The sequence below is a fragment of the Neptunicoccus cionae genome (assembly GCF_014643735.1).
Taxonomy (GTDB): Bacteria; Pseudomonadota; Alphaproteobacteria; order Rhodobacterales; family Rhodobacteraceae; genus Amylibacter; species Amylibacter cionae.
The window spans coordinates 107,003-120,869 of the sequence record NZ_BMKA01000005.1; the positions used below are offsets into that span (position 1 = coordinate 107,003).

The window sequence follows — 13,867 nt, forward strand, 5'->3', positions numbered from 1 at the left end:
TGTTTGTTACTTCACTGTGATGCGGTCAAGTTGCCAGATGCTCCGGCTGTAGACAGTTTCGGACCGGTATTTTTCGTCAGAGTCGTAGGGGTACACGATCCACAGCGGGCCTTTTTCGCGGCGTGACATCTGCTTTCCGTTCAACTCGTACGCGACCAGCGCCCCTTCAAAGGTTTCGTCGTTCAGCGGAATAGACACCGAATAGTCATTGGCGGCAATGGCGCTGATTTCGCTTCCATCGCTGCCCAACGCCTCTAGCAGGGTGCTGAGCAGAACGCCTTTGAAGACCTGCTCCCCTTCGGTCCAGATGGTTTCGGTTTTATATTCCGTCGCTTCAAGCGCGTGGATCATCTCCAGATCGAAAGCGGCCGCGTCAGAGGCGTTGGTGTTCCCGATCTCACCCTTGACGGTAAGAACCACATCCCCGCTTGGCGCAGCTATTGGCGCTTCTGCAAGGGCGGCAGAGGCGAAAGAGATCTGCGCGCACATAATGGCGGCAATTGTAGTCGTTAGAATGCTTGGCTTTTTCATTGTATAGGATCCTGTTCGCATGTTGATCTTGTCTCAGGCTCCGGTTTAAACCAAGGCATTTGATGTTACATGTGCAATATTGGATAGGAAGACTATCCCAAAGTATAGTTCTTGAGTAGCATTGGTATCGGACGGCTTTAAGTTTGTTGATTTCGAGATTCTCAAAAGGTTAAAGCCAAGACACAAAGCGTCTTTCTGACCCTACAGCAGGGCAATTCAGTACCGGATAGAGACGATAGAAAAGCTGGAACAGCGGGTTCACCCCCCAAAAGGTCAGCGCAAAGTGGAATGATGCCAATGAGAATTTTAATTGCAGACGATCATGATTTGGTCCGCGATACAATCGCAGCCTATATTCAATCCGATCCTGAAAACACCGTCGCGCCTGCGGCCAATCTACAGGATGCGCTTGATCACATAACCAAAGACGTTCCTTCGATCTGGTGCTTCTGGATTTTGACATGCCCGGAATGAACGGGCTCTCCGGTCTTGCCAAAGCGCTGGAAGCCAATGAAAACAAGCCAGTCGGCATTATTTCCGGCACCGCGCCTGTGTCTGTCGCAGAAGCCGCCCTAGAGGCGGGCGCTGCGGGGTTCCTGCCAAAAACAATGGCTGCGAAATCCCTGCTGAACGCGGTGCGCTTCATGGCGGCTGGCGAAACATTCGCGCCTGTCAGCTTTATGGCACAACGCAACGAAACGGCTCACGAGTTCGACACGCTGTTGTCCCCCCGCGAAAAAGAAGTCCTGAAAGGGTTGTCTGACGGCAAGGCCAATAAGGAAATCGCCCGTGATCTGGACCTGCGCGAGGTTACAGTGAAACTGCATGTCAAAACGCTCAGCAAGAAGTTGAACGCGCGCAACCGCACCCATGCTGCGATGATCGCGAAAGAAGCCGGTTACATCTAACCGTGTTGCGAAGTTCTGCTTTATCAAAAGCCGTCAAGCGCAGTTCGCGCCTGACGGCTTTTTCGTTTTGGCCAGCTCGCTTTCCGACAAATAATATACCTTTGTAATCAATTCCTATACTTTCGCGCACACCCGCCCGCGCAGTAGTCCTGTATAAATAAACTACGCCAGCCACGTGGGGAGCCAACGCCCCGACTATCGAGCTCCCCACAAAGCGGCAGGCGTAGAAACGGGGCATAGAAAAAGTGATGGCGTCCTCTATCAAGGCTCGCACACTTGCACAGCCCACCCCCCTCCAGCGCTGTGATTGTGGTCGCCGTTGCTTTTTCTGCCCCTCATCCCTTCTGATCTACTTTACAAACCGGACCCTCTTACCGGCAGGCGCGACCGTTCCGTGTAGCGGACAACAAAGAAACGCGCCTCGAATGAAACGAGCGCGTTTTAGTTCTAAATTTACAATGCAGCAATTACAGTGCGGGGCTTAGAAGAAGCTGACCTTGGTCAAGCGGTTCAATTCACTTTCGGTGCTGATAGCAAGTTGGGACACCAGACGCGATATCTTCGGGACATGCTGAAGCCGATCGTTTCGCAGTTCCTCCTCCAGCTCTCGCATGGCGTCAGTCAATGCAGCAGCGCCAAAAACTGCACATGGCCCGCAAGCCAAATGAACCCGGTTGGCCCAAAAACCGGCGTTCGCCGTTGCGTCCAGCGCGCTCAACTGTTCGAGATCCTTCTTTAAACAGCGAAACCCCTTGCGGATGGAGCGCCGCAAACGGCGGCTGCCCAGAATATCCATTGCTTCATACAAAACCGTTGTGTCGACCAGTCCGTTCATTTTTTCCTCGCTGTGTTCGGGTGTCCGACCGACCGCATTGCGCGGGCGATACTATTATCGTGACCAGAGCTAGTGAAAACAGCCCGCCCGATCAAAAGTTCAAAAGGGTAGAAAGCTGACGCGAAAGTATAAGCGGCTCGGATTGGCCTTATACTGTGTACTCCCCCCTAATTCCGCTACCTGGGCGGGAGTAAATTGGGGCGATTCTGTGACGGGTTGCCGATTCGGAAACAATAACCGTCAAGATTGTTTCCGAATACGCTACGTTATCGCCTTATTTTTACCTAAAGTTGAATGTTCATAGACTTTAGGATAGTTCACGCCTCAAAACGGACACATTCTGCCACGATTTTGTACAGGTCGCTGTATGCGATATTGGGCCGGTTTAGCCCTCTGCTCAGTAACCATTATCAAACGCTACTGATAGTTTTTTAAGGGAAATAAACATTTCTTTAGAACTATGCGGGGCACCAAGATGACTATCAATATGTATGACTTCGAGACGGCAGACTTAACAACGGCAAAATCTGCACCAGAATCGGACACAATCGTTAAGGTTGAGTCCTACAAAAATGCAACAGATTACAAAGTTACTGAAAAACACTTTGGTGACATATACACGACTTACACCACGCTCTCTAATTTTGAGAAATCTCATGACAATGCCGGCTATCAAGGCAACTTCATCCGTTGGCCGGATGGGGGCCGCGCAGAGACTGATGACTACAGCCTGACGAACCCCGATCTGTTCCTCGTTGATGGCTCTGACGAGGGCAAAGGTTTGACCGATATGCTGGCCTATGCCAACTCCTTAGGCCAGTCGTTTTCGATGATCCTGCCCACCCGCCGGTATGCCGACGATCTGAAATCCTGCGAGGCAGACCTTAAGAAATTCCTGATCAAACTCTTTGCAGGCGACTTTGGCGAACTACCTGCGGACATGACCCTTGAAATCGGCAACGAAACCTTTGCAATGGGTTGGGAAGGCAAGACATATTCGTCGGAAGGCAGCTATGGCCAAATCGCCAATACAATGCTCGAGACGATCAACAAGATCGCTTCAAGCAGCCGCTACAATCCTGACGGAATAGAAATTTCTGTTGCGATCCAATCCGGCACCAACAGCCCGCGCACGATCATCCGCGAAATTGAAACCCAGAACCTCGACCGGATCGACCAGATCGTCTCTCATCATCTGGAAAGCAACGTCGATAAGTTCGGCTTCACCGATATCGAAAACGCCTATGAAATCTGGAGCGCGGTTCTGGGGCGGGACGTGGATCAGAACCTCTCGGCGTGGAATGTGGGCAAACCGGTTCACACCTATGACCCCAAAGACCCCTTTGACGTGTCGGGCATCGACACGACCGCATTGAAAGCCAACAGCATCGGCGCACGTCAAGCAGGCGAAACCATCGAGGCCTTCACCTCCTTCATCGCTCTCGGCGCGGATGCACTGTCGCTTTGGGGCACGGTAAAGCACGAAAACAGCTACTTCTGGCACACCGATCACGGCGCGCTTGAAGGGACTAGCCACGGTGGAGAGGCGCTGAGCCTGCTGTCCGACAGTCTGGTCGGAAAGAAACTGCTCGGCGGAAGTTTTGAAGACGGGTCATGGTCTGAAAACCACGATGCGAAAAACTACCAGTCCTACACTTACGCGGACAAGACCGAACAAGTGGTGTTTCTGACAGCTGGCGACATCAAGAAATCCGGTCAGACCGTGACCGTCTCTCTGCAAGAGGAAACGTCGGTTGAATACGTCTGGGCAGATGTGATCCGCACCGAAATCCCTGAAAAGTTCCTAGATTTCAAAGGCACTGTTTACGAAAGATTGTTCGAAATCCCCGTCGTATCGCGGATCGAACTGGCCGTAAGTGACGGCGAAATCAGCTACCAGTTCGAGGAAGACTTCGAAGTGGCGCGGATCATCATCCCAACCGGTGGCAAGAAAGCTTCCAAGCCAGAACCAAGCGAGCCTGAGAGCGAGACAGACGCCCCTGCAGACGCACCGGCAGCAAGGGCCACGCGGACTTCCTGTGACGACACAGGGTTCTTTGGAAGCGCCGCAATCGCCGCTTCAGTCGGCGCCTTGTCGGACACATTTACGTTCATTGATCCGGCCAATGCCGAACCCGCCATTATCGAAGAAACCCCGACACGGGTTGAACCGGGCGACAACCCGTTCTCATCCGCATTTGGCAGCTTTGGCGCAGAGTCAGCCCCCAATGTCACAGAGATCGCAACCATCGTCGCCTGCCCCCCCGTCGACGAATTCGCTTTCTGCTGATAAGAAAACGGATCGGCTGGGACAGCTGCATGAAATACCAAACGTGCATCGCCGCTTTTTGGATGGAAGAGCGGCGATTGGTCGAACACTTATGACGCAACAAGCTGGTTGCTGCGCAAGGTTCTGACTTATTAAGGCGTTCGACCTCTCACATCCCGGAACCAGCTCCCGTTAACCATCAAATCGGGGTTCGCCCCATAAGGCGAAGCGTTATAGCCCGCCCCGTTTTAAGCACTGGATACAGCAGCTTGGACAGGGTCGGGGAGCGAAACACACTGGCATTGATCCGGTTAAACATCCCCGAGGGCGTGCTCATCAGGGCGAGCCGGTGAATACATTCGTCACCGAAAAAAATCCGGTCCCCATCAATAAGCGCCATTCCATCGTTTAAATCCACACCCGTCGCGCGCACCTGCTCTACCGCTGGATCATCGGAGCGGGCATCGACAAGTTCCACCGCCCCGAGTGTATCCTTCAACCGGATAAATCGCACATAACGGGCGCAAAACGGGCAGTCTCCGTCATAAACGATTTTAAGGGTCTGCTTCATTGTTCGGCCTTTTTCCCTCTGCGAAATTGAAGGTTCGGGTTGTAAGTAACTCTCTTAAAACGCGGCTGTAGCCCCGCCCCAAGGGGTGTGCGATTTACCCTACAGAAAACTCCGACCAGATCAAAACATTGAAAACGGTTTCCGCCAGAACAATCAGTCCAGCGTCAAAAGAACGAGCACTTTAACCATAAGCGCATCAAACGCCCCCGAGGCAAGCGCAAAGAAGCCAAGCTCGGAAGTGTTGGCGTTCAGTAAAAAGGGGTGGTGGCGGACAGACAGGGATTCGAACCCTGGAGACGGTTCCCCGCCTACACACTTTCCAGGCGTGCGCCTTCGACCACTCGGCCACCTGTCCGTAAGGCGGGGTATTACCGATCTCGGCGGGGGCATGCAAGCCCTAAGGCGCGAAAAAATGCGGTTATTCGGGATTGGGGGCATTTCGGTTCAACGCCCCCGGTTTAGGACCATAGGTCAAAGGGCGTTTTTTGCCCCCTGCCCCTTGTTATCGCTGACTATTCTGCCAGTTAGGGTGAATCCACGGCTGTAGGTTGGAGGCAGGCAACGGCGTGCGGCCGAGGATGTGATCGCTGGCCTTTTCGCCGACCATGATCGACGGCGCGTTGAGATTTCCGTTCGGAATGCTCGGGAAAATCGAACTGTCCGCAACGCGCAGGCCTTCGACGCCAATCACGCGACATTCCGGATCGACCACGGCCATCGGATCGTCAGCCGCACCCATCTTGCAGGTGCCACAGGGGTGATAGGCGCTTTCGGCATGTTCCTTGATAAATCCGTTCAGTTCCTCATCCGTTTGGACTGCTGCACCCGGCTGGATTTCGCCGCCGTTGTAGGGCTCAAAGGCATCCTGCGCAAAAATCTCGCGGGTGAGGCGGATACAGGTGCGGAAATCTTCCCAATCCTGTTCCTTGCTCATGTAATTAAACAGGATTTTAGGCGCTTTCGCAGGATCGGCGCTGTTGAGCGTAACCGCCCCGCGCGACGTAGAACGCATTGGCCCCACATGGGCCTGAAACCCGTGCCCTTCCGCGGCGGCCTGTCCATCGTAGCGCACCGCCATCGGCAAAAAGTGATACTGGATGTCGGGATATTCGATCCCCGCGCGGGATCGGATAAAGGCGGCGGATTCAAACTGGTTTGACGCACCCGGCCCCTTACCTGTCAGCAGCCATTTTGCCCCGACATAGCCTTTGCCAATCAGGTTCCAGTATTTGAACAAGGTCACAGGCTGCAAGCTTTTGACCTGAATATATAGCTCCAGATGATCCATCAGGTTCTGGCCCACACCGGCGCGGTCGGCCACGACCTCTATACCGTGTTCACGCAGATGGGCGGCCGGACCAATACCCGAGCGCATCAAAAGCGCGGGGGAGTTAAAGGCCGATGCCGAAACGATAATTTCGCGGTTGGCGCGCAGGGTCGTGACCTTGCCGCCTTGGGTGATCTCCACGCCGATCGCGCGCCCTTGCTCGATCACCACGCGGTTGGCATGACCTTTGACCAACTCCACATTAGGACGCTTCAGGGCGGGTTTCAGGTAGGCATTGGCAGCAGACCAGCGCTGGCCCTTGTGGACGGTCTGGTCCATCGGGCCGAACCCTTCCTGCTGGGTGCCGTTGTAATCCTCCGTCACCTGATAGCCTGCCTGACGCCCTGCCTCGACAAAGGCGTGGGTCAGGGGGTTTTCGCGGCTGCCCCGTTGCACATGCAGCGGGCCACTGTTGCCGCGCACCTCGGGATCACCGCCGTGGCCGGAGGCATCCCAGTTTTCCTGTCGCTTGAAATAGGGCATCACATCCGCGCCGGACCAGCCTTGCGCGCCTTTTTCCGCCCATGTGTCATAGTCCCGTGCGTGGCCCCGCACGTAGACCATCCCGTTGATGGAGGACGACCCCCCGATCACCTTCCCCCGCGGCGCGGCCAGTCTGCGTCCGCCAAGGTGGGGTTCAGGTTCCGATTGATAGCCCCAGTCATAGCGCTTCATGTTCATCGGATAGCTGAGCGCCCCGGGCATCTGGATGAACGGCCCCCAATCGGTGCCGCCGTATTCGACCACCAGCACCTTGTGCTTGCCGTCTTCGGACAGGCGATAGGCCATAGCACAGCCGGCAGAACCGGCCCCGATGATGATATAGTCTGCGTTCATAGCGTTTACTTTCCTAAGGGATTGCAACCTCTTGCGGTTCAACCCTGCCCCGTTGGGCTTATTCCCCGCGCGGATAGCGGGCGACGTCTTCGACAGTGTTCAGGTCCATGTGATTGCGCATGTAGCGTTCGGAGGCTTTTTGCAGCGGCTGATAGTCCCACGGATAGTAATCGCCGTTGCGCAAAGCCTCATAGACGACCCAGCGGCGGGCCTGACTCTCGCGGACCTGTGCATCGAACGTTTCCAGATCCCAGCGGGCCTCGGATTTCGCCCGAAGCGAGTTCAGCGTGCCTTCGTGGGCCGGAATTTCTGCCAGATTGGTCAACTCGTGCGGATCGGCATCGAGATCAAACAACTGTTCGGGATCAAGGGCGCAGCGGTTGTATTTCCAATTACCATAGCGCAGGGACACCAGCGGCGCGTAAGACGCCTCGGCGGCGTATTCCATAGCCACGGGCGCTGTGCGCGCGCCGCCCTGCCCCAGATAGACAAGGCTTTCGCCCTCGGTCCAGGGTTCGACCTCTGCCATCGACACACCGGCGAGCGCTGCCAGTGTCGGCGTGACGTCGATATTGCTGACAGGATCAGTCACAAGTCCGGGTTCCATATCCGGCGCGCTGATCATCAAAGGCACGCGGGATGCGCCCTCAAAGAAGCTCATCTTGAACCAAAGGCCCCGCTCCCCCAGCATATCGCCGTGATCGGACACAAACAGGATGATCGCCTCTTGTTTAGTGCCCTCAAGCGCCTCCATCACCTCGCCTATTTTGTCGTCCAAATAGGAAATATTGGCGAAATAGGCGCGGCGGGAGCGTTTGATGTCTTCTTCCTGAATATCGAAACTGCGCCAGTCGTTCGCATCGAAAATCCGCTTGGAATGGGCGTCGTGATCATCGTAATCCATTGCCGGAACGGTTGGCAGCAGATGGTCGCAATCCTCGTACAAATCCCAGTATTTCTTGCGCGCCACATAAGGATCGTGGGGATGGGTGAAACTGACGGTCAGGCACCACGGGCGATCGTCCTTGCCCCGCGCCAGATCGTAGACCTTGCGGGTGGCGTTATAGGCGACCTCATCGTCGTATTCCATCTGGTTAGAAATTTCGGCCACGCCCGCCCCTGTGACCGAACCCATGTTGTGATACCACCAATCGATCCGCTCTCCGGGTTTGCGATAATCCGGTGTCCAGCCGAAATCCGCAGGATAGATGTCAGTGGTCAACCGCTCTTCAAACCCGTGCATCTGGTCAGGCCCGACAAAGTGCATTTTGCCAGAGAGACAAGTCTGATAGCCCGCCCGACGCAGGTGGTGGGCATAGGTTGGAATGTCGGATGCAAATTCGGCCGCATTGTCATAAACCCGTGTGCGGCTGGGCAGTTGGCCGGACATGAAAGACGCCCGCCCCGGTGCACAAAGCGGCGATGCGGTATAGGCATTTTTGAACCGTGTGGAGCGTGCTGCCAGCTTTTTTAGGTTTGGCGCGTGCAACCAGTCAGCAGGACCATCCGGAAACAGGGTGCCGTTCAACTGATCCACCATGAAAATGAGAATGTTCGGTTTGTCCATGATATTTCCTAATTTCCGCTATTTTGCAGCTGTTGCCGCAGGTATTCGTCAACCATTGCCATTACTTCTACACGGGCCGGTGCTTTCTCCTGCAAGGCGTGCCGGATGTAAAACCCGTCAATCATCGCCGCGAGCCCCTGCGCCACATGATTGGCCCGAGACCCGTCCATAAGCTGGGACAGGTTGAAGACCAGATTGGAATGCAGTCGCCGCCCGTAGATATCGAGCAGCCGTTTCGCCTCGGGGACGGTGCGGGCATAGACGTAGAAATTCAGCCACGCCGAGACGACTTCTTCGGCAAAGTTCAGGGGATGAAAGCTGACCGCGATAATCGCGTCGAGCCGTTCTTTCGGCCCCTCTACCAGCTGCAATTCGGAACGGATGTGCTCCCCGTAGGACCGCAGGATATGGCGCATGGCGGCCACGAAAATCTGTTCCTTACTGCCAAAATAGTGATGCGCCAGACCGCTCGACATACCGGCACGTTTGGCAATCTGGCTGACCGTCACGCTCAGCGATCCCGCCTGCCCGATCTCGGCAATCGTTGCATCAATCAACGCCTGACGGCGGACCGGTTCCATTCCAACTTTGGGCATTAAAGACTCAGATCTGTTACCGGCCCAATCTGGAGGTTTTATATTGACTGGTCAATCAACAAAAACCGGAAGGCATTGACTACATGCAAAACTATGGCGCGAAAAGACGCACCCCCTACATACTGTTCTTGTGCGATTGGAACTTTTTAGAAGAGAGGTTAAAAGCCCGTTCGCACTGATTCACTAGAAGAAAGCAAGACCCATGAAACTAGGTTCGAAACTCCCCGAAGTCACTTTTCACAACCGTGTCCGCGATGAATCCATCGGCGGTGAAAATCCCTTCCGTTGGCAGGATCAGACCACTTCAGAGCTGTTCGCGGGCAAAAACGCCCTTCTGATCGGCCTGCCCGGTGCCTTTACACCAACTTGTTCCACCCGCCAGCTGCCGTCCTTCGACGAACTGGCCGAAGAATTTGCGGATGCCGGTATCGACACGATCTACTGTGTATCCGTGAACGATGCCTTCGTGATGTACCAATGGGGTAAATCGCTCGGCTTGAAAAACATCCGCATGATTCCGGATGGGTCCGGCCACTTTACCCGCCAAATCGGCATGCTGGTGAATAAGGACAATCTGGGCTTTGGCCACCGGTCCTGGCGCTATGCTGCCGTTGTGCGCGACGGTGTTGTAGACGGTTGGTTTGAAGAAGCTGGTCGTTGCGACAATGCGGCAGACGACCCTTATGCCGTTTCCACACCAGAGACTGTTCTGGATTGGCTGCGCGGTCAAACTGCTGAAAAAGCGGCCTGATCTGCCCCTTACACTTGCCACATCCGCCCCTGCAACGGGCGGATGTTCGCAGGGCCAGCCCTGCCTTCACCGCCTAACCGGTGCTCTTTTCCAAAAAACACGCAATTCGCTGCTTAAATGTCACGCAAAGTGGCAGCTTACCCCTTGGGCGCTGCGCAAGGCAGCCTCATTCCTGACACATTCACACCTCAATTCTGAACGCCTGAGAGTTATTGAAAACAACCTGATTTAAGTAAGGGCTGAGATATGAATTTTCTGATTGGAATGGCGATCGGCGGCATGGTCGCATGGCTTGTTATCGCCGTGCTGGAAACCACATGGGACGATATCTTCCCCGAGCAGTAGCACGCCTGTCCCAACACCCATACCCCATAAAAAAAGCGCCTGTAGATCGTAATCCACAGGCGCTTTTGTTTGAGTAGGGCGGATTTTCACCCGCCCCGGCTTTAGGAAATATTCGCCAGAAGCTGGTTCACACTGTCCTTGGCATCACCGTAAAGCATCCGTGTGTTCTCTTTGAAGAACAGCGGGTTCTCGATGCCGGAATAGCCTGTCCCCTGCCCGCGTTTGGACACGATGACGTTCTTGGCTTTCCAGACCTCCAGTACCGGCATCCCCGCGATAGGGGAGTTCGGATCCTCTTGTGCAGCTGGATTAACGATGTCGTTGGAGCCGATGATCATAACCACATCCGTTTCAGGGAAGTCGTCGTTGATTTCATCCATCTCCAGCACGATGTCGTAAGGCACCTTAGCCTCGGCCAGCAGCACGTTCATGTGGCCCGGCAAACGCCCTGCAACAGGGTGGATACCAAAACGCACGTTCTTGCCTTTTGCCCGCAGACGATTGGTCAGTTCCGATACGGCTTGCTGGGCTTGCGCCACCGCCATGCCATAGCCCGGAACGATGATCACAGAGTCCGCATCATCCAGCTGTGCAGCAACAGTTGCAGCATCAGTTGCGATCTGCTCACCCTCAACAGCCATTTGTTCACCGGCAGGACCACCAAAGCCCCCAAGGATCACGCTGATGAAAGAGCGGTTCATCGCCTTACACATGATGTAGGACAGAATCGCACCCGAAGAACCAACCAACGCACCGACCACGATCAGCAGATCGTTGCCAAGGCTGAAACCAATCGCCGCAGCTGCCCAACCGGAGTAGCTGTTCAACATGGACACAACCACAGGCATATCCGCGCCGCCGATCCCCATGATCAGGTGATACCCGATAAACAAAGCTGCCAGTGTCATGATCGCCAGCGGGACAAAACCACCGGTGTTGAAGTACCAGACCAGACAGATCAGCGACAGCAGTGCTGCCCCTGCGTTCAGCATATGACCACCCGGCAGTTTCGTTGCAGCACTGCCCACACGGCCCGCCAGCTTGCCATAGGCAATAACCGAACCTGTAAACGTGACCGCACCGATAAAGATGCCAAGGAAGACTTCAACCCGCAGGATGGAAATCTCCAGCGCGTCTTTCTTGGCCAGCAGGGCTGCGAAACCCTCTAGGCTTTTCTTGGCGGTGTCATCCATCGCCAATACGTTGCCCATTTCTATATGCGCGTTAAAGCCTACAAAGACCGCCGCAAGCCCCACGAGAGAGTGCATCGCCGCAACCAGTTCCGGCATTTGTGTCATCTGCACGCGGTTGGCCAGTTGCCAGCCGATCACGCCGCCACCGGCGATCAGGACCAAAGACAGCAGCCACAGCCCCGAACCGGGGCCGACCAGCGTTGCAAAAACAGCCAGCGCCATCCCTGCAATGCCATACCAGACAGCGCGTTTTGCGCTTTCCTGACCGGACAATCCGCCCAGTGACAGGATGAAAAGAACAGCCGCAACAACGTAAGCGGCGGTGGTAAATCCAAATTCCATAGTACCTTCCTCCGATTACGATTTCTGGAACATGGCGAGCATTCGCCGTGTCACCATGAAGCCGCCAAAGATGTTAATACCGGCCATAAAGACCGAGAGTGCCGCCAGCAGGATCACAAGGAAACTCCCCGATCCGATCTGCATCAAAGCGCCCAGAATGATGATCGACGAAATCGCATTCGTGACCGCCATCAGTGGTGTGTGCAGGCTGTGCGCCACGCCCCAGATGACCTGAAAGCCGACAAAGACCGCCAGAACAAACACGATAAAGTGCTGCATAAAGCTCGCCGGAGCCACAAGGCCCACGCCAAGGATCAACGCACCGCCAACCGCCAGCAGAGTAACCTGATTGCGGGTCTCGGTCCGGAACGCAGCCGCTTCTGCAGCCTTTTTCTCTTCCGCTGTCAGTTCTTTGACTGCTTCCTTGGGCTTTTGCGCCGCGATCGCCTTTACCTTCGGCGGCGGTGGCGGGAAGGTGATATCGCCTTCAAAGCTCGCCGTGGCCCCTCGGATCACATCGTCTTCCATGTTGTGATTGACCACACCGTCTTTTTCCGGTGTGAGATCAGTCATCATGTGACGGATATTGGTGGAATAAAGGGTCGAAGACTGCGCAGCCATACGCGATGGGAAATCCGTGTAACCCACAATGGTCACACCATTTTCCGACACGATCTTTTCATCAGGAACTGTCAGGTCACAGTTGCCGCCCCGCTCTGCTGCAAGGTCGACCACCACGGAACCTGCCTTTTGCAAGGCCACCATATCGGCGGTCCACAGCTTGGGCGCATCACGGCCCGGAATAAGCGCGGTAGTGATGACGATGTCCATCTCCGGCGCCAGTTCGCGGAACTTGGCAAGCTGGGCCTCGCGGAATTCGGGGCTGGAGGGGGCCGCATAGCCGCCAGTCTCAGCACCGTCCTTGGCGTCCTCCTCAAATTCAAGGAACACAAATTCTGCGCCCATGGATTCAATCTGTTCGGCCACTTCGGGGCGCACGTCAAATGCATAAACCTGTGCGCCAAGCGACGTCGCAGCACCAATTGCCGCCAGACCGGCCACACCGGCACCGACAACCAGAACCTTGGCAGGCGGAACCTTACCCGCAGCTGTCACCTGACCGGTAAAGAAACGGCCAAAGTTGTTACCCGCTTCCATCACCGCCCGGTAGCCCGCGATATTGGCCATAGAGGACAGCGCGTCCATCTTTTGCGCCCGCGAAATACGTGGAACCATGTCCATCGCAATCACATGAGCACCTTTTTTATTGGCCGCTTCCAGCAGTTCGGTGTTCTGCCCCGGATAGAAGAAAGAAATCAGCGTCTGACCCTTGCGCAGACGTTTCAGTTCGATCTCCTCTGGGGGGCGAACCTTGGCGACAATATCGGCCGTTTTATACAGCGCCGCAGCGGTTTTCACCACTTCCACGCCAGCCGCTTTGTAATCCTCGTCAGAGAAACGCGCCTTTGCGCCCGCCCCTGCTTCGATGACACATTCATAGCCAAGCTTTTGCAACTGTCGTGCAGAGTCCGGCGTCATTGCCACTCTTGCTTCGTTCTCGAAAATCTCTTTGGGAGTTCCGATGCGCATGACAAACCTCCTTTGTTCAAGCGTTGCGACCGGGTCTCCGCCCCGAACGGGCAAAACCGGCGCACATTTATACATCACTGAATTTGGATAACAGGATTCGATCACGAGTACATGCGGCAATCTGCCCGAAAACCCCATATATCTCCCTAATTTCTGCATAAATAACGGGCGAATCCCCAGCAAAGCCAAAACGCAGAGTTCTAAC

10 protein-coding genes, 1 tRNA gene and 1 pseudogene are annotated in these 13,867 nt (G+C 55.2%); 3 read left to right on the forward strand and 9 right to left on the reverse strand.

The genetic code is table 11. The features are described 5' to 3' along the window. Nucleotides 1–6: 6 nt before the first annotated feature. Nucleotides 7–531 carry a putative pterin-binding protein gene (locus tag IEX10_RS16100; RefSeq protein WP_229678597.1) on the reverse strand — a complete coding sequence of 175 codons (525 nt, stop codon included), beginning with the start codon at nt 529–531 and terminating at the stop codon, nt 7–9. Between the two features lie 297 nt (nt 532–828). Between IEX10_RS16100 and IEX10_RS16105 the strand changes: the two are divergent. Then, nucleotides 829–1,439 (forward strand): annotated as a pseudogene (locus IEX10_RS16105) (response regulator). Nucleotides 1,440–1,920: 481 nt separating this feature from the next. On the opposite strand, the gene IEX10_RS16110 reads toward IEX10_RS16105, so the two are convergent. Then, a complete protein-coding gene (locus tag IEX10_RS16110; protein WP_188677686.1) occupies nt 1,921–2,274 on the reverse strand; it encodes a hypothetical protein in 354 nt (117 codons plus the stop codon). 475 nt (nt 2,275–2,749) lie between these two features. Between IEX10_RS16110 and IEX10_RS16115 the strand changes: the two genes are divergently transcribed. Then, a complete protein-coding gene (locus IEX10_RS16115) occupies nt 2,750–4,564 on the forward strand; it encodes a hypothetical protein (protein WP_188677689.1) in 1,815 nt (604 codons plus the stop codon). Nucleotides 4,565–4,742: 178 nt separating this feature from the next. Here IEX10_RS16115 and IEX10_RS16120 read toward each other — a convergent pair whose 3' ends face one another. The 5 genes from IEX10_RS16120 to betI form a co-directional block, all read right to left on the reverse strand. Continuing rightward, nucleotides 4,743–5,114 carry a thiol-disulfide oxidoreductase DCC family protein gene (locus IEX10_RS16120; protein WP_188677692.1) on the reverse strand — a complete coding sequence of 124 codons (372 nt, stop codon included), beginning with the start codon at nt 5,112–5,114 and terminating at the stop codon, nt 4,743–4,745. A 265-nt stretch (nt 5,115–5,379) separates the two neighbouring features. Then, nucleotides 5,380–5,469 (reverse strand) — tRNA-Ser (locus IEX10_RS16125). Between the two features lie 147 nt (nt 5,470–5,616). After that, the gene (betA, locus tag IEX10_RS16130; RefSeq protein ID WP_188677707.1) at nt 5,617–7,278 is read right to left on the reverse strand and encodes a choline dehydrogenase; all 1,662 of its coding nucleotides are present in this window, start codon (nt 7,276–7,278) and stop codon (nt 5,617–5,619) included. Nucleotides 7,279–7,336: 58 nt separating this feature from the next. Then, the gene (betC, locus tag IEX10_RS16135; protein ID WP_188677710.1) at nt 7,337–8,845 is read right to left on the reverse strand and encodes a choline-sulfatase; all 1,509 of its coding nucleotides are present in this window, start codon (nt 8,843–8,845) and stop codon (nt 7,337–7,339) included. Between the two features lie 8 nt (nt 8,846–8,853). After that, nucleotides 8,854–9,441, reverse strand: coding sequence for a transcriptional regulator BetI (gene betI, locus IEX10_RS16140; protein ID WP_188677712.1), 588 nt, complete (start codon nt 9,439–9,441; stop codon nt 8,854–8,856). A 202-nt stretch (nt 9,442–9,643) separates the two neighbouring features. On the opposite strand from betI, the gene IEX10_RS16145 reads away from it, so the two are divergent. Continuing rightward, nucleotides 9,644–10,192 (forward strand): peroxiredoxin, encoded by a 549-nt coding sequence (locus IEX10_RS16145; RefSeq protein WP_188677715.1) that lies wholly within the window; start codon nt 9,644–9,646, stop codon nt 10,190–10,192. Between the two features lie 446 nt (nt 10,193–10,638). Here IEX10_RS16145 and IEX10_RS16150 read toward each other — a convergent pair whose 3' ends face one another. Then, nucleotides 10,639–12,072 carry an NAD(P)(+) transhydrogenase (Re/Si-specific) subunit beta gene (locus tag IEX10_RS16150; protein WP_188677718.1) on the reverse strand — a complete coding sequence of 478 codons (1,434 nt, stop codon included), beginning with the start codon at nt 12,070–12,072 and terminating at the stop codon, nt 10,639–10,641. Nucleotides 12,073–12,087: 15 nt separating this feature from the next. After that, entirely contained in the window at nt 12,088–13,662 is a 1,575-nt protein-coding gene (locus IEX10_RS16155) for a Re/Si-specific NAD(P)(+) transhydrogenase subunit alpha (protein ID WP_188677720.1), read from the reverse strand. Nucleotides 13,663–13,867: the final 205 nt, after the last annotated feature.

What these genes read in the sequence shown, in the direction of transcription:
- betI (WP_188677712.1), bottom strand. Translation starts at nt 9,441, where the DNA reads ATGCCCAAAGTTGGAATGGAACCGGTCCGCCGTCAGGCGTTGATTGAT.
- IEX10_RS16115 (WP_188677689.1), top strand. Translation starts at nt 2,750, where the DNA reads ATGACTATCAATATGTATGACTTCGAGACGGCAGACTTAACAACGGCA.
- IEX10_RS16155 (WP_188677720.1), bottom strand. Translation starts at nt 13,662, where the DNA reads ATGCGCATCGGAACTCCCAAAGAGATTTTCGAGAACGAAGCAAGAGTG.
- IEX10_RS16150 (WP_188677718.1), bottom strand. Translation starts at nt 12,072, where the DNA reads ATGGAATTTGGATTTACCACCGCCGCTTACGTTGTTGCGGCTGTTCTT.
- IEX10_RS16110 (WP_188677686.1), bottom strand. Translation starts at nt 2,274, where the DNA reads ATGAACGGACTGGTCGACACAACGGTTTTGTATGAAGCAATGGATATT.
- IEX10_RS16120 (WP_188677692.1), bottom strand. Translation starts at nt 5,114, where the DNA reads ATGAAGCAGACCCTTAAAATCGTTTATGACGGAGACTGCCCGTTTTGC.
- IEX10_RS16100 (WP_229678597.1), bottom strand. Translation starts at nt 531, where the DNA reads ATGAAAAAGCCAAGCATTCTAACGACTACAATTGCCGCCATTATGTGC.
- betC (WP_188677710.1), bottom strand. Translation starts at nt 8,845, where the DNA reads ATGGACAAACCGAACATTCTCATTTTCATGGTGGATCAGTTGAACGGC.
- IEX10_RS16145 (WP_188677715.1), top strand. Translation starts at nt 9,644, where the DNA reads ATGAAACTAGGTTCGAAACTCCCCGAAGTCACTTTTCACAACCGTGTC.
- betA (WP_188677707.1), bottom strand. Translation starts at nt 7,278, where the DNA reads ATGAACGCAGACTATATCATCATCGGGGCCGGTTCTGCCGGCTGTGCT.